This is a genomic window from Moorena sp. SIO1G6, assembly GCF_010672795.1.
Taxonomy (GTDB): domain Bacteria; phylum Cyanobacteriota; class Cyanobacteriia; order Cyanobacteriales; family Coleofasciculaceae; genus Moorena; species Moorena producens.
Genome location: NZ_JAAHFZ010000027.1, coordinates 66,179 through 83,959, shown reverse-complemented (window position 1 = coordinate 83,959; position 17,781 = coordinate 66,179). Strand labels below are relative to the sequence as shown.

Here is a 17,781-nt window from a genome sequence, read left to right as displayed (position 1 = left end):
AGATTAGCGATCGCACTCTTATACACACTTAACTCTTTTTGTCAATTTAGGGCGATCGCCTCTCTATGCACACTTGACTCTTTTTGTCAAGTTTTATGTTAAGAAAGATGTTTATAAAGCATAGCTTTTTTAAGGGGGGCTGGGGGGGATCATAATCTTGCCGAAAACTTTGAAAACACGCCCTAGGGCTGATTGTGCAGAATGGTAATGCCTATGAAGAAGGTTTGCGAGAGTTTTGGGAACCACTCAAGGCTTACTGGCAGGACAAAACTCCTGAAAATGCTCAAGTTCTAGCGGATTTTCTAACCCTCGAATCGACTAAGTGGCAATACACTAATGGAGTGCGCAATCCAGAAACCATTGCTCCAGACAATTGGTTCCACGACCAATATTTGCTCGACCGTCCTGGCAACAAAGAAATTCAATTGGAACTGTTTTACAGCTATGGTACTAACCCGAGTCTCTACCCACAATGGCAGGAATATTTCCGTCAGTTTCAACCTCCAACCCTAATTGTTTGGGGCAAAGGTGACTACATCTTTCCCGAAGAAGGAGCCCATCCCTACAAGCGGGATCTCAAAAACCTCGAATTCCATATCCTAGATACCGGTCATTTTGCCCTTGAGGAAGATCTAGAGTTGATTGCTAATTACATTCGCAACTTTGTTCGTTCTAATTCCCCTAAGTAGTCAGGAAAATTAGTCAACCATAATTAGGTATAATGACAGTATAAGTAGTCGGACAAAAATTGTTAGCTCTGTCTAAAGTTTTGTCAACATTGGCAAAACTTTAGACAGAGCTAACAATTAGTCTTAGTTATTTCCCACTACTTAGCTGTCATGAGGTGTAAACCGATAAGAATCGTTGAACTAAATTGGAGGTAAATAGTATGGCCACTCAAACTGTTATTATTACAGGTGGCGCAACTGGCATAGGCTATGCAATTGCTGAAGGGTTTCTGAACACTGGGGCAAATGTAATGATCAATGGCAGAACTCTCTCAAAGCTTGAAAGTGCAGCCCAAAAGCTGAATCAGCCTGATCGCATCCAGATTATAGCAGGGGACATTACTGATCCTACATTCGCTCCTAAAATGGTTACTGAGACCGTTGCCAAGTTTGGTAGAGTTGATGTTTTGATTAATAATGCAGGCATCTTTGCCGTCAAGAACTTCACTGATTACACAATTGACGAGCTCTCACGGTACCTGGGATATGTAAGGGGTACTTTTGCACTAACCCAGGAAACCGTCAAACAGATGAGAAAGCAGGGGGATGGCGGCGCGGTCGTCAACATCAGTACAATACTTGCATTTAATGGGATTAAGGCTTTGCCGTCTTCTGCACCGATTATGGCGAAGGCTGCTATCACAGCAATGGTAAAAAACTTATCTGTGGAGCTAGCAGCAGACAAGATTCGGATTAATGCTGTAGCCCCTGGCATTGTTCTTACACCATTGCTGGGGGAAGTGAACCAAGAAACTGTGGATGATTTGAATCAGCAGCAGCCTCTTGGCAGAGTTGGCACACCGAAAGATATTGCTGATGCAGTGCTGTATCTGGCTAATGCCAATTGGGTTACCGGCGTGATTCTTCCTGTGGATGGTGGGGTTGATGCTGGTGGTGATGGTACTAGCAATCTCAAGCAATAATTAGAGATTCCAACAATAAACATAATGTCAGGAGGTTGCCATGCAGATTCATGCAGATTTAACTCAGCGAGTTGTTGTCTATAGCGAAGAGCTACCTTGGGTTGATTCTCCTATGGCTGGTGTACAGCGTCGGATGTTGGAAAGGGATGGAGAGGAAGTAGCTAGAGCAACCTCTCTAGTTCGCTATCAGACTGGTAGTTACTTTTCTGCTCATACTCATGGTGGTGGTGAAGAATTTCTGGTTTTAGATGGCATATTTTCTGATGAAAAAGGAGATTATCCCTCTGGTACTTATGTCCGCAATCCCGTAGGTTCAAGCCATACTCCTAAGAGTGAATCAGGTTGTACGATTCTGGTGAAACTATGGCAAATGTCTCCTGACGATCAAGAGCGAGTAGTAATCGATACAACTAACAACTCTTGGGTTCCAGGTTTAGTTAAAGGATTACAGGTAATGCCCTTACATACTCATAGTACAGAGAATGTTGCTCTAGTTAAATGGGAACCTGGAACTGTTTTTAAACACCATAGTCATTTTGGTGGAGAAGAAATTTATGTGATTGAAGGGGTGTTTGAAGATGAACATGGAACTTATCCTAAAGGAACTTGGATACGCAATCCTCATGGCAGTACTCATACTCCCTTTAGTAAAGAAGGCTGTTTAATTTACGTTAAAACAGGACATCTTAATTAATTTCAAATTTCATTTGAATAGTTTAAGTATTCAGCTATTAGCTATCAGCTATCAGCTATCAGCTATCAGCTATCAGCTATCAGCTATCAGCTATCAGCTATCAGCTTTCAGCTATTAGCTATTAGCTATCAGCTATCAGTTATCAGCTTTCAGCTAAAGGCTGACGGCTGACGCCTGAATGCTTACCTTTCAGCTTTTGAATCAAATAGGTAAGCATTGGCTTAATCTCTGTTATATCAGCTGACTGCTGAGCACTGACCGCTGACCACTGACCGCTGATCGCTGAATGCTTACGATAGATTTTCTTCCAAATCACTACAGAGATAATATCATGAAACTCAAAAAACAAAATCTTCAAGAATCCACTGACAAAATTTACGACACGATTATTGTGGGAGGTGGCGCAGGAGGTCTCTCTGCTGGAATCTATCTCCAGCGTTACTTACTCAATACTTTGATTATTGATAAAGGCAAAGCGCGCTCTTTTTGGATGCAGGAACTCCACAATTACTTGGGTTTACCTCCCGATACCCCTGGTCGTTCTGTTCTTAGACAAGGTAAAGAGCATTATTTGTCTATCGGTGGTGATATACTAGATGCTTTTGTCGAAGAAGTAATTGATGAGGGTGAGACGTTTGCTGTACGAGTAAAAGTCGGTCGAAACAATAGTGAATACTATACCTTTCGGGCTAAATACCTGATTGCTGCTAGTGGCATTATTGACTATTTGCCAGCCTTGGAAAATATGCGAAATGTCTATGACTACGCAGGTTATAACCTCCATGTGTGTCTGATTTGTGATGGTTATGAAATGGCTGATAAAAAGGTGGGAGTATTTGCCAGCACGGCAGGTAATGCGGAAGTAGTTTTTCCTCTGGGTTGGTTTACTTCTGAAATTACTTTATTTACCCAAGGATTGTTCGAGGTAAATGATGAATTGCGACAAAAAATACAACAACAGGGTTATCAAATCATAGAAACCCCAGTTGAGCAATTTTTAGGGGAAGACCATCAGATGACTGGAGTAGAATTAACGGATGGTCGAGTAATTGATTTGGAAGCTGGCTTGATTTCTATGGGCTCCAAATACCATGCCCAATATCTAGACAAATTTGATTTGGAAAAGAAGGGAGGGAATCTGGTTACAGATAAAATGGCCCGCACTTCCCATCCTCGGATCTTTGCCATTGGTGATTTAAAGGTAGGACTGAATCAGGTTGTCATTGCTGCTGCCGATGGAGCATTAGCAGCTACTCAAATTTGGCGGGATATCCGACGTAGTCAGCCTCCTAAAGCTTCTAATACTGATAGGGTTTTGCGGTGATCAGGTTTTAGCAGCTCCAGACCGTGAATGTCTGAGTTTGAGCCAATTTTTCCTTTCCTTTTCCTGCTATATTGTGTTGATGCAGTCGCTTATGAGGAGCGACTGCATTGCTTTTGGAAGTCGTACAATAAGTTGTACATTAGTTAGATGGTCCATGGAAATTATCAGTGCCAGCGAAGCTAGAGCCAATTTGTTGTGTCCGTTTACCTAACCCATGTCAGGCTCAATACTGCTGACCCAATCCTAATCTGATGGCTGGCTTTTTGGTTAGAATTTGCTAATACCTGCTTAGCCTGCTCAGCTTGTTTTAGTTTTGTCATTAAATCATCTAACTTCAGTGCTGGTTGTCGTAGATAAGAAACCATATCATCATGCATCAATTGATAGCGGTCAGCAACAGTATCCGGTACCTTAATTACTAAGCCCGACTCTACTAAAATCATTAACACCAACTCTAATTTATCAGCTTCTGTTCCTAAATGATTAGCTAACTCAGCTTTAGTCTTCAGGGGACGATTGCCTTTTTCATCTGTTAGTAAATATAGCACCAGTTCCGCAACCTGCTGATTCTCTGGTCCACAATCTTCCACTACTCCAGTCACATACCGCGCCATCAATCCTGGCTTTGAACCCCCTTCCCAATAGTGTTCCAGGGTAGTAATACTTTCCGCCTGCAATTGCGCTCCTACTATCTGCAATTCCATCGGACGTACTTCGGAGAATTCCCCAGCTAAATCCTGTACCAATTCTTCAATCAAAGCTGGTTCTAGGTCAAAAGATGATTGTTTAGTTACTTGCTCAATCACCGACTTGGCATCATCTCGGGAAAAATTACCTAAAGGATAGCGCACATGCTTACTTAATATGTCATTGCCAATAATGTCCATACTCGCCATGGGATTACCGCTACCCGACCATGGTGCCCGTTCGCATTCCAGTAAATAATGGAGATAATCCTCCCGCATCGACAGAATCACCTTAACTGACGGAGTAGTAAGACACTCTCCTAGGAATTCAAAAAATTGCCGTCGCGGAGCTTTATCCAGGTAAACAAAGAAAAATTCTTCAAACTGGTCAAAAATCAGTACTGTCCGCAAATTGTGCTGTTCATTTTGCCGCAATTGCTGTATAATAGTATCTGGGCTTTGTTCTGGACTTAGTAGAGATGTTCCATGCAATGTCTCTATATTTATTCCGTTTAATCCCTCTGCCAATAACCGTCCCAATTCGTCTACCCAATTGCTATAGACTGCCATCACTACAGGCAACACATCTTCTGTAGCAATTACAGTCTGTTTCAACCCTGGTACTAATCCCCCATTCACCAGAGAACTCTTGCCCACCCCGGATTTCCCATGAATCACAATTAGCCTGTAATCATTGCTTCCAATCCGTTCAATCAATCGATTGACATCCTGCTGTCGCCCAGAGTGGGCAATTTCTAGCGCTATAGTTTCTGGATTTTCATCCTCTAGGGGGGCAAGGCGTTGCGCTCCAATCAAATTTGTTGGCAAACCCACCAACTTTATCTGTTGTCGTGGCTGTAATCCACCAGCACCAATAAACCCTCCCCAACCATACTGTTGCGCTAACGATTGTTGATATTGCTTAAGTTGGAAAGCTTGGAGATACTGCCCCTGCTGGAAATAAAGCGATTTCCCTAACCGACCGCTACGCGATCGCAATCCCTGCAAAATCCGAGTGTAAAACCGAGGATTATCCTCAGGTGCAATAACCCTTGCCTGTTCTAGATGTTGGAGTGCAGCTTCAGCTTCACCTAGCCGTTGCTCAGATTGAGCTAACAGTAGTAGATACAGACTGGTTTGAAGTGAGTGCATGGTCTGGAGTGCATTGTCCTGAATGCTGACTCCTGAGTTAAGAGATGGTTTTGTGCCCTGTGTTTCCTGTGTTTCCTGTGTTTCCTCTGTGCCCTGTTCTGCAACACCAGAGGAAACTGTCGCTATCGTATCTAATGCTTTCTGAGCATTTTGCTTAGCCTCTTGCCAACGAGATTGGTTAAGAGCCACTTCTGCTAAAAATCCGTAAGCTTGGGCTTTTAGTGGTGCCAGACCTTGCGCCCCTAATAGGATTTGGCGTTGCTGTAACCCGAGGGCATTGTGAGCCAAGTGATACAAATCATCCCAATCCTCTAGGCGTTGCATCACCTCACCTAGTTGATTGATAAACTTCGTGACTAAATCATGACGATTCAACTGCTCAAACCGATCAAGACACTGCTGGAATAATCCTCTAGCATCGTTCCAATAGAGACAGTTTTCTGGTTCCCGAGACTTTTCCCCCTGCTGGAAATAACACAACCCAATGTAAAACAGGACGATTCCCTGACGCTCCAGGAATTGCTGATCAGAAACGGTAATCTCATTTACCGTAGTATCACTTCCGTTTTCTAAGTTATTTATATCCTCTAAGTTATCTAGATATTCTAAGCTATTTATATCATCTAAATTATCTAGATATTCTAAGCTATTTACATCTTCTAAGTTATCTAAATTAGATGAAGAAACATTGTTCCGACTCTCCCCATCTCCTGATCTCGTGATCTCCTGATCTCCCGATCTCTCAGTCTCTGTTTGAGCTGGTTGCCAAAATGCCAAACTTTGCTCATAGTGAGTTACTGCACTACCCAACTGATAGTTAGCATAAGCCTCTTGACCACGAAGGAATTCTATACTAGCTTTGAGAGCAGGTTCAAGGGTTTCACCGCGATGCTGTAAATCCTTCAGAGCAGCATCAATTTCCCGGTGACGTAGAATACCTATATCAGTAGGTACAAAGTATGCTATACTGTTTGATTTTAAAATATAGTCAAAGATAGCATCGGTAGTCTCTTTGAGTTCAGTAATTAAGGTTTCTGTTGCGTTCGCGTAGCGGTTCCCAAGGAACATCGCAAATTCTATCCGTGTCCCCAAACTCTCGAAATCTGGAGCAAACTGGATCAGTTGCTGCTGAACGTCATCTGTAATCCATAACACCAAGGGGAAAGGAAGATTTTTCTGAAACTCTTCGAGCACTTGATTAGTCACACTCAGCATCTGTGCTAGATTCTGCACCGATTCTAAGCCCAACACCATCACAGCACTAGGGCGTTCTTCTGCCAGTATTGACCGAATGGTGTCATAGAGCACGTTGTCCGATGGCTTAAGGGTTACGGTATTAATGTCAACCGAGCAGAGTGTTGGTAATTGCGCTACCAAACGGAAACGCACCCTGATATAATTGCAGCGGGCTAAAATCAGCTTGAACTGTCCCTGAGAGGCTTCTACTGCCGACGCCAGTTTTTTCAGGGCATGCTGATTTTCAGTTGCGATCGCATTAGATTTGTCCATCGACCAATGTAGGGTCTTCCCGCCATTCAAGTAGCCATCTCAACCCTTAACTCTAACATCCAAACTCCAAAAAGGGACGCCAAGGGCGAACCACCGTCAACCACCGATTGCTAGGATAACTGTTGCAAAGCCAGTCACACTCAGACGGTCTTCGTTATAGAAGGCAGTACGTACTACTAAATCGAGATAAACTCTAGGGCGTAATTCCCCTCGCCAACTAATCGAGTCACCCCGTTGGCGGTAAGGAGACTCTCCGGTCGGTAATCCACCCAACTGCGCACCTTGTTCAGTTTTGCCGGTATAACTCAAAGTGGTTCCAGGAATTGTTTCTCCCTGCTTGACTCGGTATAAAACTGGAACCTTGTAAACCACTAGACTGGGGTTTGTTTTGTCCGGTACCTGCGGTACCCAACCAGGTTTAGAAGATACCCCATCTACCGTTAGACTAACACTACCACCAGCTTGTAGGCGTTCCTCACTATAAACTAATACCCGTTGGTTCAGGCCCATTTCGACTCCCCTCAGAGGGCTTCCAGTCCAGTCTAGAGAGTCACCACTGCGCTTGAATGCCCGTTGTCCATTGATCAACACTTCAGCAGTTTTCTCCTCCGTCCTACTGATGTACCGAATATCAGTCCCTGGTATCAATGAACCAGCTTTCACCTCCTGCCTTACTGGTCCTTTGTAGACCAAGGTAGAGTTTGACCGAGGCTGCCGTTCCAGTAGACTGCAACTAGTCGTGGTAGGGACAACAGCCAACAGCACCGCTGTGGCAATTAGTAAACGTTTAAGCAAACTGAGTGCTGAGTTTTGAGTGCTCAGTCCATTCTCTTGAGTGCATTTTCCGGCGTTGCTGAATAATGGAATGATTTTAAGAGTTTTGTAGAATGGGCATCTTGGTGGAACTGGCATCTTGCCAGTTTCAAGAGATTTTCGCGCGGGCAGGATGCCCACTCTACTCCTATTCATTACTTGATTCAGCAACGCCCATTGTCCTGAGTGGTAAGAAGTGCTCAAGACTGAATAACCTAGTCTATGGTCAGCTCTTGCAGTGTAGGATCTGTTTTCCAAGTCAGGTTTCATGTTTAGCCTCTTTTACATCCAAGCTTGCCCCCCGATCGTCGGTGAGTATTGGGGGATACCCTTTTGCTTGTCTTAATTCCTACTATAGCGATTACCAAAACCTATCTGGCTTGGTTAACATCAAATTGGTCACCGTTTCCGCAGTGAGGGCTTCACCAAATAAGAATCCTTGTCCATATTCACAGCCTAAATCTTGCAAAATATCCTTTTGTTCTTGGGTTTCTATACCCTCAGCAATTACCTGAATTTTTAGTTTTTTAGCTAGATTTACAATCGCTTCTACCGTATCAAAATTTTTACCATTTTTTGTAAATCCTTGGCTAATAAAAGAACGAGCAATTTTAATGATATCAATTGGCAAATCATTTAGATAGGAAAACGATGAGTATCCGGTGCCAAAATCATCGATACACAATTTTATATTTCTGTCTTTGAGTTTATGCAAGATAGTGCTATCAACTGAGGCATTATCTACCAACACACTCTCAGTAATTTCCAGCTTCAAGTTCGCCCCACTCAATTCTAACGTGGTGCAGATTTGGTCAATCTGGTCAATCAGCTGGGGTTGGTTGAGTTGAATACCAGACAGATTCACACTGATACTCAAAGAAGAATAATCAGGAAACTGGTCTTGCCAAAGGCTTAACTGTTTGCAGGCTTCCCGTAAAATCCATTCACCAAGGGGGATAATTAGTCCTGTTTCTTCTGCTACCGGAATAAACTCACTAGGACTAACCTTGATGCGAGTGCGGTGCTGCCACCTGGCCAAGGCTTCAAAACCAATAGTTTTGCCGGTTGTCAGGGACACTATTGGTTGATAATTCAGATGCAATGTTTCGTATTTAATTGCCTGTTGTAAGTCGGTTTCTAACTGTAGTCGCTCAATAGCTCTCTTTTGCATACTAGGATGAAAAACTTCTGAGGCTCCTTTCCCCTCTAATTTGGCATAATACATCGCCGTATCTGCCCCTCGCAGCAAATCTTTCGGTTGCTCATACCCCATGGTACTCAGGACAATACCAATGTAGCAATTAGAAGACACAACTCGCCCATTGAGATCGAATGGGATGGAAATCTCCTGATGGATACGCTCAGCTGTCTCTTTCACCTGAGCTAAGTCTTGGATATTCGAGAGCAAAATCGCAAATTTATTCTCTCCCATCCGTGCCAATATATCCTGATCACCGATGCATTCCTGTAAGCGTTGAGCAGTAGCAACTAGGAGTTGTTCACTGAGTAGATCACCTAGACTGTATTGGATAATTCCGTAGCGACTGAGAGTCAGAGATAGCACAGCAAATACATTATCCTTCTGAGTGTTTCCAACAATTGGTTCATCCCAGCAAAGAGTTGGTATAATCGGGTATGCCATCGGTAGACATTTGCGATTGTGAGTTGGCTGTACTGGCTTAAACCACTGGCGCAGGTAGTATAAAAACAATGTCCGATTAGGCAAACCGGTTAATTCGTCATAAAACGTCAGGTCTTGTAACCTCTTGATTGCCTTCCGGTAATTTTTGCGCACCTTTGCTTCTCTTAACTCCCGCTCCACCGCCGGAACTAATCGTGCTAACTGGTGTTTAAGTAAATAGTCATGGGCTCCCGCTTTCATAGCAGCGATTGCCATATTTTCCTTAATCGAGCCGGAGACGATAATAAACGGTAAGTCTAACCCTTTTTTTTGTAAGAGTAGTAAGGCACCAATGGCGCTAAACTTAGGCATGAAGTAATCAGCAATCACAAGATCCCACCCCTTATTATCTAAGGCTTCGTTCATTGCTCCTGGTGCTTCCACTCGTTCATAAATTGCTTCGTAGCCACCATTTTTTAGTTCAACCACCAGCAACTCAGCATCATCTTCTGAGTCTTCGACAATCAAAATTCGCAGTGGTTTATTCATTGATATGTCCTATCTATTGTTCAATAAGTTTCTACTTGATTAGAAAGCTTTTGGATTATGATATTACTAATCTCATCATCTACACATTTATGGCTAATTTTTAACTCAAATCGATGTCATTACCTGAATTGGCTGGTTTTGAGGAGTATACAGAATACATAATTCAGAAATCAGGATAATAATTTAGCAAGGTTAGTGGTAGTATCAATAACGATTAGTGGATTACCAAGCAAATTTATATTAAAAATTCCTGGATGGAAAATCAATTATTATGACTACTGATTCCTGACTACTGACTCCTCAATTGCCGGATAGTTGGTTATGTCGAACTCAGGTAAGTTTAGGTTTAATCCCAACCGATAAATGGCTTCTCCTAAAGTCTCCTTAGACTAGAACTTGGTTAACACCTAGTGCTTTGTAGTGCGGATTATCCTTGAAATCTTTGCTTTGCAAAGTTGACCATAGCTAACCTTAATACTCTTGTATTCTCGGCGTTTCTGAATCAAGTAATGAATAGGAGTAGAGTGGGCATCCTGCCCGCCCGACAATATATTGAAACTGGCAAGATGCCAGTTCCACACAAGATGCCCATTCCACAGGTGCGACCCGTGGCGAATTTAATTCGCCAAGTAAGAGCGCACCTAAGCAAGATGCCCATTCCACAGGTGCGACCCAAGGCCGCGAGGGATTGCTCGCGGCCTTGGAGGCGCGCACCTACTATTAAAATCATTACATTATTAAGCAACGCCGTCTTTGGGACCAACTCGGTACATGTCATAAGCATCAAAGTAAGTGTAATACTCACAGTTTTCAAAATAAGTCTGTCTTACTGCCTACCAAGCCTGCTTGTACAGGTTGTTGGCTTGTTCACACCAGAAAACAAGTAGGTCATTAGTTTCATCTGGTATGTTCCCAGACAATAATCCAGATAATAATATTTTCTTTGTCCCGTATTGCACTAGTTATATCACCTCCTAATCACAAAGAAAGTAGACCAGGGGTGTGCATCCCCTAACTTGTTTTCACCCCCCGCGTCAAGCAGGGGGGCAAACAAGCTGCGATTTCTGTAAATTCAATTCCTAACAGCTTAAATTGCCTAAGCGCCATAATTACCAAAGCCATCTTAAAGCCTGTATTATCATAAAAATGAAACACATGGCTGCCATTTTGTCATTTTTATGTTTGCACACAGATCATCAATTGTAATTTAACTATTGCTAATCATTAGATCAGTAGTGATTGCAATAGTTTTTAGGTAAGCATTCAGCTATCAGTTATCACCTATCAGCTAATGGGCTACGGGCACGCTACTGTTCGCGCAGCGTGCCCGTAGCGCAATCGGTGCTATCAGCTATCAGCCAAAGGCCAGGCTACGGGAATGGCCACGCTACTGTTCGCGCAGCGTGCCCGTAGCGCAATCGGTGCTTTTGAATAAAATAAGCTGACCACTGACCACTGACGGCTGACGGCTGACGGCTGACGGCTGACGGCTGAATGCTTACGTTTTTAGGTGTGGAGGAGACCAAGCAATGGTGTTATTATAGCGAATAATTTTTGAAGGGTGGAAGGGTAAAATAAAACGTTGCTCCTTGTTCAATTGCACTTTTAGCCCAGACTCTGCCACCATGTCGGTGAATAATACGCTTTACAGTAGCGAGTCCAATGCCATTGCCAGTAAACTCGGCTTCGTTGTGCAAGCGTACAAAAGGGATAAATAATCTGTCAGCGTCAGCCATATCAAAGCCAGCTCCATCATCCCGGACAAAATAGGCGATCGCTTCATCACTAGTTTGCTCTTGCCCCCCTGTCTGAGGTGCGGACAATGGGCAAACTCCAAATTCAATCCTGGCTTGGGGATGATGGGATGTGTATTTCCAGGCGTTGTGGAGTAGATTCTGTAAAACAATCCGGAGCAACGTACTATCTCCATAAGCCTGAATTCCTTTGGCAATGACCCATTCCACGCTCCGTTCAGGTTGGGTTTGTGTGAGTTCTAACCTAATTTCAGCAACCATCTTGCTCAAATCAACCTGCTGGTAGTGCATCGGGTCACCGCTAACTCTCGAAAGCTCTAGCAAATCCTCAATGAGTTTCCACATATGCTGACTGTTAGCAGATATACGTTGGAGATAGTGTTGTCCTTTGAGATCCAACTGGTGATGATAGTCCTTTGATAGAACCTTAATAAAACTCTTAATCCTTCGTAGTGGAGCGCTTAACTCGTGGGATACTGAATAGGCAAATGCTTCTAGTTCCTGATTTGTGGCTTCTAGTTGAGCCGTGGGCTGATTAACTCCGTCTACCAGCTGTTCATTAGTAGCCAACATTGTTGCTGGTTCTAGCACTTGCAGCAAACTATTTTCTGTAATGATACCTGTCGGTCGTCCACTATCCTCTACAACTGGTAGATGACGAATCCGATGTTGGCGCAATCGAGACAGTAGCTTGACTATATTCTCGACATTCTCGACTTCAGTGGCTGGTAGTGTAATTAATTCTGTGGTCATCACGTCAGCGATCGCTAGTCCAGAAAGCCCAATCCCTTCGACTATGACCTTTAGCAAATCTCGCTCAGTAAAAATGCCTACTAATGACAGTTGCGACTGGACGAGTACGTAACTAGAGTCGAACTGGATCATGCGGGCAATTGCCTCTGTTACTAGAGTTTCGGGAGATACAATCAGAGGATCCCTATTAATTGCTGCGTCTAGGTTCAAATACATCGGGTAAGAGTGTAGCACAAATTTCAACAATCTAGCAGTAGGAATTGGTGAAATTATAGCGATTGTGATTAAACAAATTCATTCCAAAATGGCGAAAAATTTCAATTTAACTAGTCAAGATAGAGGGAAATTTTTATTTTTACCTCTCCCTCTTACCCTTTCACCATAATTTTAACCAACTGCACCAGTAAATTAATAAGCAAATTAATACGATGTCAGCATTCAGCATATGCGCATTCGCGCACGCTACGCGAACAGAATTCAGCCATTCCTAATCAGCCCTTAGCTACAAGCAATCTTGAATCAACCAACCTTTAAGAAAGAACATTCTCGCCCGAATACTTATGTACTCCCATCATCTACTCCCATCCAGACCCAAATACCTAAGTTTGGGTCGATGCTTTAGCTGACTCCTGAGCAGCTGAGCCCTGAAGGCTTACCGTTTAGCTCCAATTGACCAGGTTTTTTGTTGATCCTTGACTGTTCACTGCTGACAGTAAACGTCATCTAGTATTTCCAAATAAATCATGAAACCCAATGCTGATTTGTCATAACAAGTAAGCATAATGCCGTCAGCCTAATGCCGTCAGCCTTGTGGCACAGGCTTTGGCCTTGGCCTTTTGGCCTTTTGGCCACGCTACGCGAACGGCCACGCGTGCGCGTTTGGCCACGCTGTGCGAACGACGCTGTGAGGTAACTCAGCATTATTCCAATGCTTACTTGTTTTATTCCAAAGCTGTTCGCGTAGCGTGCGCGTAGCGCATTAGCTGATAGCTGATAGCTGATAGCTGATAGCTGATAGCTGATAGCTGATAGCTGATAGCTGATAGCTGATAGCTGAATGCTTACCATAACACCAAAAAAATACTTGGAGCTCTTTCCTACTGTTACCTACCCCCCTTATTAAGGTTAGGGGGGATTCCTGTACCCTTTTTCAATCAATCCTAGTTTCTATCAAATGGGTTCTATAGACTGTGAACAGTCAACAACCAGACTATTAGGTTTATTTTTACCGTCCCACTTACTCGATCACGAAACTGCTATTCTATTATGGATTTCTTGAACAAGACTTCCCTGGCTAGGTAGTGATTAGTTATTAGTCCAGTATTAGTCCATTGTCGTCAACAATAAGTCTTCTGGTCTTTAGCAATGACTAATTACCAAAGACCAAAGACCAAAGACTAATGACTAATGATTAATGACTAATCATTAATAGACTAATGCTATAGCCAACGACTAGCAATTGGCATCCGCCAGCCAGTACCAAAGGCGCGGTCAGTAACCTTTAAGCCTGGCGGGGCTTGTCGGCGCTTAAATTCAACACGAGCGACTAGTCGGATGATTTTGTGAACCACTTCGGGCTGATGACCTGCATCAATAATTTGCTCCGGGGCTTGGTGCTGCTGGATCAGTCGCTCGAGAATATCATCTAGGGTATCGTAAGATGGCAAGGAATCTTGGTCTACTTGACCAGGTTTTAATTCAGCGCTGGGGGGCTTGATTAGAATATTAGCAGGAATAATTTCTGTTTGGCTTAAAGGTTGTTCGCCTTTGGCGTTCGAGTCAGTTAGGTTAGCAGGTTGACGCTGATCAGCTTGAAGCTTAGAAGAGGAGTCTGAAGGTTCAAGATTGAGCGTACTAACCTGCAACTTCTGATTAACCTGGGACTCCTCTGCCCTAGAATTTAGCCACCGACATAGGGAGTAGACCCGGGTTTTGGGAACATCGGCAATTACAGCTAATCCACCATTCATATCACCATAGAGGGTACAGTAACCCACTGCCATCTCTGACTTGTTGCCAGTAGAAAGCAGGAGATAGCCAAATTTATTAGCGATCGCCATCAGTAAGCTGCCCCGAATTCGGGATTGAATATTCTCTTCAGCCACACCGAACTCTGTCCCAGCAAATAGAGAGGTTAAGGTTTGGTCAAACCCTTCCATCAAGGAACCAATGGCTAGGGTGTGAGTCTTAATACCTAGGTTTTGTGCTAAAGAGAGAGCATCTTTGACGGAGTGGTCAGAACTGTAGGGAGAAGGCATGAGAATCCCCAAGACATTCTCTGGTCCTAAGGCGGCGGTGGCAATAGCAGCTACAAGAGCAGAATCAATCCCACCACTCAAACCAATTACTACTTTTTTAAAACCACACTTACGGGTGTAATCCCGGACTCCTAGGACTAAGGCTGACCAAATTTCTTCGTCTAGGCTGGCTGGGGCTGTTGCTATTGCTGCCGATGCTGGAGACTGTATAGTTGTTTCTGGTGGGGTGACCAGATCGTGTGTTTCTCGGTCATATTCCAAAATGACTAAGTCTGTTTCAAAGGCACGGGCGCGACATACCATCTCACCAGCCTGATTAAATGCTACACTACACCCATCAAATATCAGGTCATCATTGCCTCCTAGCTGATTGGCGTAGAGGATAGGTGTATGGTAACGGCTAGCGCTATGGCGCAACATTGCTTCCCGAGTTTTCTGTTTACCCGCGCTATAGGGTGAGGCGGACAAGTTTACCACTAGGTCTACACCCTGTTGAACTAAGTCTGTGATCGGATTGACTTGATAGCTGCGTTTGCCCCAAAACTCTTCATCGTTCCACAAGTCTTCGCAAATGGTAACACCGATTTTAATTGGAGAGTGGGCATTCTGAGTTGTGATTGCTGATGGCTGGTGATCAATGGTGAAGGAATTACTCTCCCGTCCTGGTTCAAAGTAGCGGTTTTCATCGAAAACATCATAGGTGGGCAAGAGTCGCTTGTGAAAAATCTGCCGTACTTTTCCCCCCTCTAGTAGAGCAATGCTGTTATATAAAGGTTTGCCACCAGCAAGCTCTGCTTTGGTATTCGGTGTTACTGTCCCCACCAAAACAGCTAGAGACAATGGTAGCTGCTGAGCTAGTTGTTGCACTTGTGTAGTCATCGACTCTCGAAACTTGGGATTGAGCAGCAAATCTCGTGGTGGATAGCCACACAAGGATAATTCTGGTGTCAGCAACAGACGCACATCCTGACTCGCAGCAGTGTTGGCTACTTCAAGAATCCGTTGAGCGTTGCCTGTAATATCACCAATGGTGGGGTTGAGTTGAGCGATCGCAATCTTCATCATTTTTGATTGTTTTTTATAGTTTAGGCCATCTACTTCACACAATCTTTAGTAATCTGGGTTTGGTTAGTAATTAAATGACAAAATATACAGTTTATATCGTCTTGACCAATCCGGTTTTTTTCTCAAACCAATAACTTGCTTATAATTAGCATTTTTTGTTGATATTTTTACTTCTTAATTAGTTGATAAAATTATTGGCAAATCAACTAAAAAACTTGCTATCAATCTTAGTAATTTATGATATCATAAATTACTAAGATTGATAAGTATTTAGGGGTATAAATGTCGATTTTTTTTATTTTTTTACCGTTGTTTAGATGTTTTAAACTAATAAATAATAATCAGGTGGCAACGAAAGTCAACATAAACGTAAACTCGAACGTAAACCCTAACGCAAACCTAATCCTTGATAGTGTAGATTAAGTTATCATTAATAAATCATGAACGTGGAAGAACTATAAAACCGTTATCGAGAAGAGATTCAAAGTCTAGCTAACCAACTTCAAAATGCAGTTCTCGGACTGTCTCAGACAGAATAAAAAATTGCTAAGATGGGACGGTCTATAGAGAACCTGAGCCAAATCCTTGAGTAATTTATCTTACAGCAGAATCAAAAAAAACTAATTCCATGACTGATGGACAATAAATGTCAAGTCGCTTGACCGTAGGTCACGCTATAGGCATTGCCGACGCTCCTTGAGGTGCGAACGCTCCAATTCAAAATTCCAAATTATTAATTAAAAATGACAATCAGTGGGGGCTTGTACCCGCCACTGATTGAAGACCACAACTCGCTTGACCGTAGGTCACGCTGCGCGAACGCTCCAATTCAAAGTTCAAAATTATTAATTCAAAATGATTCGGACAATTCTAGATTTTTAATTTTTAATTTTTAATTTTTAATTCCCCGGGGGGCTTGTACCCGGAATTAATTAATTCAAAATTTGTTCAATGTCTTGATGCAATAGCGAGTGGGGGAAACCACGGCAGTCGCTCATGGTTTGTTCGCGTTCGCCTTTGGCGTGGCCTACGGCCAAGCGTCGCCTTTGGCGATAGTTACCGTAAGACAGGCTCGCCTTAATCAATGGAGGCGCGCTTTCCGCTTGAAGAATTAAATTACGGGGTCGCGCCTCAAGTTTTAACCCTTTTTTGCATAACCTACCAACCATAAAGGCTCAACGTAATCAGGTTTCGTCTCCGGGGGAGACCACGGCAATAGCGAGTGGGGGAAACCCCCAAGACCGCGCTGCCTCCCCAAGACCGCGCTGCCTCCCCAAGACCGCGCTGCATCGCTTCTAGATTTTTAATTTTTAATTTTGAATTTTGAATTCCCCAAAGGGGTCAATGATTTCCCTAACAGGACTTACGCAACAACCCTATCTGTAGGGTGCGTTATTAACTAACCAAGCGCTTTTGTGGAAGCACCTTTGTGGCCGAGTTTTGCGTAAGTCCTGCCTAAGACTTCAAACTCATATCATCTCCGGTACCATCGGTATTGTATACCACAAGAGTGTTTTGCAGGCGGCTCAGCCTTGTGGCTCTCAAGACAAATGACAAAAAAAGCGGACTGGATATCAATTGGTTATTTCTTCCTCTATGGCTTGTTCTATTTCTCTGAGAAGCGCTGGTTTGACTAGATAACGACGAGCTCCTAGTCTGAGAGCTCGCTTTTTGTCTGCTGGGAAGGAGTAGGCAGAAAGGATAACTATAGGGATTGTTGCCCATTGGGATTTCTTGAGTTTTTCGATCAAGGTAAAGCCATCAACTTCTGGTAATTTGAGATCCAGCAGAATCAAGTCAGGTTGAAAGTCGGCGAGGTCTCGTTTAATGGTTAACCCATGGGGTAAAGCGCAAACGTCATACCCTTGCAACTGAAGGTATTCAGTGATAACTTCTCGATTGAAATCGTCATCCTCAATAAATAGGATTTTCTGAACCACAATTACAGATGT

At 43.3% G+C, this 17,781-nt stretch carries 14 protein-coding genes and 1 pseudogene; 5 read left to right on the top strand and 10 right to left on the bottom strand.

Annotation, left to right across the window (positions count from 1 at the left end):
* Window positions 1–185: 185 nt before the first annotated feature.
* The 3 genes and pseudogenes from F6K63_RS23055 to F6K63_RS23045 all read left to right on the top strand — a co-directional run.
* Window positions 186–689, top strand: a pseudogene (locus tag F6K63_RS23055) (alpha/beta hydrolase); the annotation flags it as partial.
* 200 nt (window positions 690–889) lie between these two features.
* Complete coding sequence (locus F6K63_RS23050; RefSeq protein ID WP_008179403.1) at window positions 890–1,651, top strand: SDR family NAD(P)-dependent oxidoreductase; 762 nt, start codon at window positions 890–892, stop codon at window positions 1,649–1,651.
* Window positions 1,652–1,691: 40 nt separating this feature from the next.
* Entirely contained in the window at window positions 1,692–2,345 is a 654-nt protein-coding gene (locus F6K63_RS23045) for a cupin domain-containing protein (protein ID WP_287313197.1), read from the top strand.
* Between the two features lie 142 nt (window positions 2,346–2,487).
* On the opposite strand, the gene F6K63_RS23040 is transcribed toward F6K63_RS23045, so the two are convergent.
* Window positions 2,488–2,703, bottom strand: coding sequence for a hypothetical protein (locus tag F6K63_RS23040; RefSeq protein ID WP_271969920.1), 216 nt, complete (start codon window positions 2,701–2,703; stop codon window positions 2,488–2,490).
* On the opposite strand from F6K63_RS23040, the gene F6K63_RS23035 reads away from it, so the two are divergent.
* Window positions 2,677–3,669: an NAD(P)/FAD-dependent oxidoreductase gene (locus F6K63_RS23035; protein ID WP_287313196.1), complete on the top strand. Its 993-nt coding sequence runs from the start codon at window positions 2,677–2,679 to the stop codon at window positions 3,667–3,669. The genes F6K63_RS23040 and F6K63_RS23035 overlap by 27 nt on opposite strands.
* Before the next feature lie 203 nt (window positions 3,670–3,872).
* Here F6K63_RS23035 and F6K63_RS23030 read toward each other — a convergent pair whose 3' ends face one another.
* The 6 genes from F6K63_RS23030 to F6K63_RS23005 form a co-directional block, all read right to left on the bottom strand.
* On the bottom strand, window positions 3,873–7,016 hold the full coding sequence (locus F6K63_RS23030; RefSeq protein WP_287313195.1) for an nSTAND1 domain-containing NTPase: 3,144 nt from the start codon (window positions 7,014–7,016) through the stop codon (window positions 3,873–3,875).
* Between the two features lie 96 nt (window positions 7,017–7,112).
* Entirely contained in the window at window positions 7,113–7,985 is an 873-nt protein-coding gene (locus F6K63_RS23025) for a hypothetical protein (protein WP_287267443.1), read from the bottom strand.
* Window positions 7,986–8,190: 205 nt separating this feature from the next.
* Window positions 8,191–9,999: a GGDEF domain-containing response regulator gene (locus tag F6K63_RS23020; RefSeq protein ID WP_008179388.1), complete on the bottom strand. Its 1,809-nt coding sequence runs from the start codon at window positions 9,997–9,999 to the stop codon at window positions 8,191–8,193.
* 471 nt (window positions 10,000–10,470) lie between these two features.
* On the bottom strand, window positions 10,471–10,713 hold the full coding sequence (locus F6K63_RS23015) for a hypothetical protein (RefSeq protein ID WP_131826933.1): 243 nt from the start codon (window positions 10,711–10,713) through the stop codon (window positions 10,471–10,473).
* Between the two features lie 656 nt (window positions 10,714–11,369).
* Complete coding sequence (locus F6K63_RS23010) at window positions 11,370–11,525, bottom strand: hypothetical protein (RefSeq protein ID WP_154659669.1); 156 nt, start codon at window positions 11,523–11,525, stop codon at window positions 11,370–11,372.
* Between the two features lie 12 nt (window positions 11,526–11,537).
* Entirely contained in the window at window positions 11,538–12,722 is a 1,185-nt protein-coding gene (locus tag F6K63_RS23005) for a sensor histidine kinase (protein ID WP_287313194.1), read from the bottom strand.
* A 594-nt stretch (window positions 12,723–13,316) separates the two neighbouring features.
* Here F6K63_RS23005 and F6K63_RS23000 point away from each other — a divergent pair.
* Complete coding sequence (locus tag F6K63_RS23000; protein WP_287262782.1) at window positions 13,317–13,481, top strand: hypothetical protein; 165 nt, start codon at window positions 13,317–13,319, stop codon at window positions 13,479–13,481.
* A 464-nt stretch (window positions 13,482–13,945) separates the two neighbouring features.
* Here F6K63_RS23000 and F6K63_RS22995 read toward each other — a convergent pair whose 3' ends face one another.
* The 3 genes from F6K63_RS22995 to F6K63_RS22985 form a co-directional block, all read right to left on the bottom strand.
* The gene (locus F6K63_RS22995) at window positions 13,946–15,826 is read right to left on the bottom strand and encodes an NAD+ synthase (protein ID WP_287313198.1); all 1,881 of its coding nucleotides are present in this window, start codon (window positions 15,824–15,826) and stop codon (window positions 13,946–13,948) included.
* 935 nt (window positions 15,827–16,761) lie between these two features.
* A complete protein-coding gene (locus F6K63_RS22990) occupies window positions 16,762–16,998 on the bottom strand; it encodes a hypothetical protein (RefSeq protein WP_287313193.1) in 237 nt (78 codons plus the stop codon).
* A gap of 405 nt (window positions 16,999–17,403) precedes the next feature.
* Window positions 17,404–17,769 carry a response regulator gene (locus F6K63_RS22985; RefSeq protein WP_008179375.1) on the bottom strand — a complete coding sequence of 122 codons (366 nt, stop codon included), beginning with the start codon at window positions 17,767–17,769 and terminating at the stop codon, window positions 17,404–17,406.
* Window positions 17,770–17,781 lie beyond the last annotated feature (12 nt).

What these genes read in the sequence shown, in the direction of transcription:
- F6K63_RS23045 (WP_287313197.1), top strand. Translation starts at nt 1,692, where the DNA reads ATGCAGATTCATGCAGATTTAACTCAGCGAGTTGTTGTCTATAGCGAA.
- F6K63_RS23025 (WP_287267443.1), bottom strand. Translation starts at nt 7,985, where the DNA reads ATGAATAGGAGTAGAGTGGGCATCCTGCCCGCGCGAAAATCTCTTGAA.
- F6K63_RS22990 (WP_287313193.1), bottom strand. Translation starts at nt 16,998, where the DNA reads ATGGTTGGTAGGTTATGCAAAAAAGGGTTAAAACTTGAGGCGCGACCC.
- F6K63_RS23005 (WP_287313194.1), bottom strand. Translation starts at nt 12,722, where the DNA reads ATGTATTTGAACCTAGACGCAGCAATTAATAGGGATCCTCTGATTGTA.
- F6K63_RS23030 (WP_287313195.1), bottom strand. Translation starts at nt 7,016, where the DNA reads ATGGACAAATCTAATGCGATCGCAACTGAAAATCAGCATGCCCTGAAA.
- F6K63_RS22995 (WP_287313198.1), bottom strand. Translation starts at nt 15,826, where the DNA reads ATGAAGATTGCGATCGCTCAACTCAACCCCACCATTGGTGATATTACA.
- F6K63_RS23020 (WP_008179388.1), bottom strand. Translation starts at nt 9,999, where the DNA reads ATGAATAAACCACTGCGAATTTTGATTGTCGAAGACTCAGAAGATGAT.
- F6K63_RS23035 (WP_287313196.1), top strand. Translation starts at nt 2,677, where the DNA reads ATGAAACTCAAAAAACAAAATCTTCAAGAATCCACTGACAAAATTTAC.
- F6K63_RS23050 (WP_008179403.1), top strand. Translation starts at nt 890, where the DNA reads ATGGCCACTCAAACTGTTATTATTACAGGTGGCGCAACTGGCATAGGC.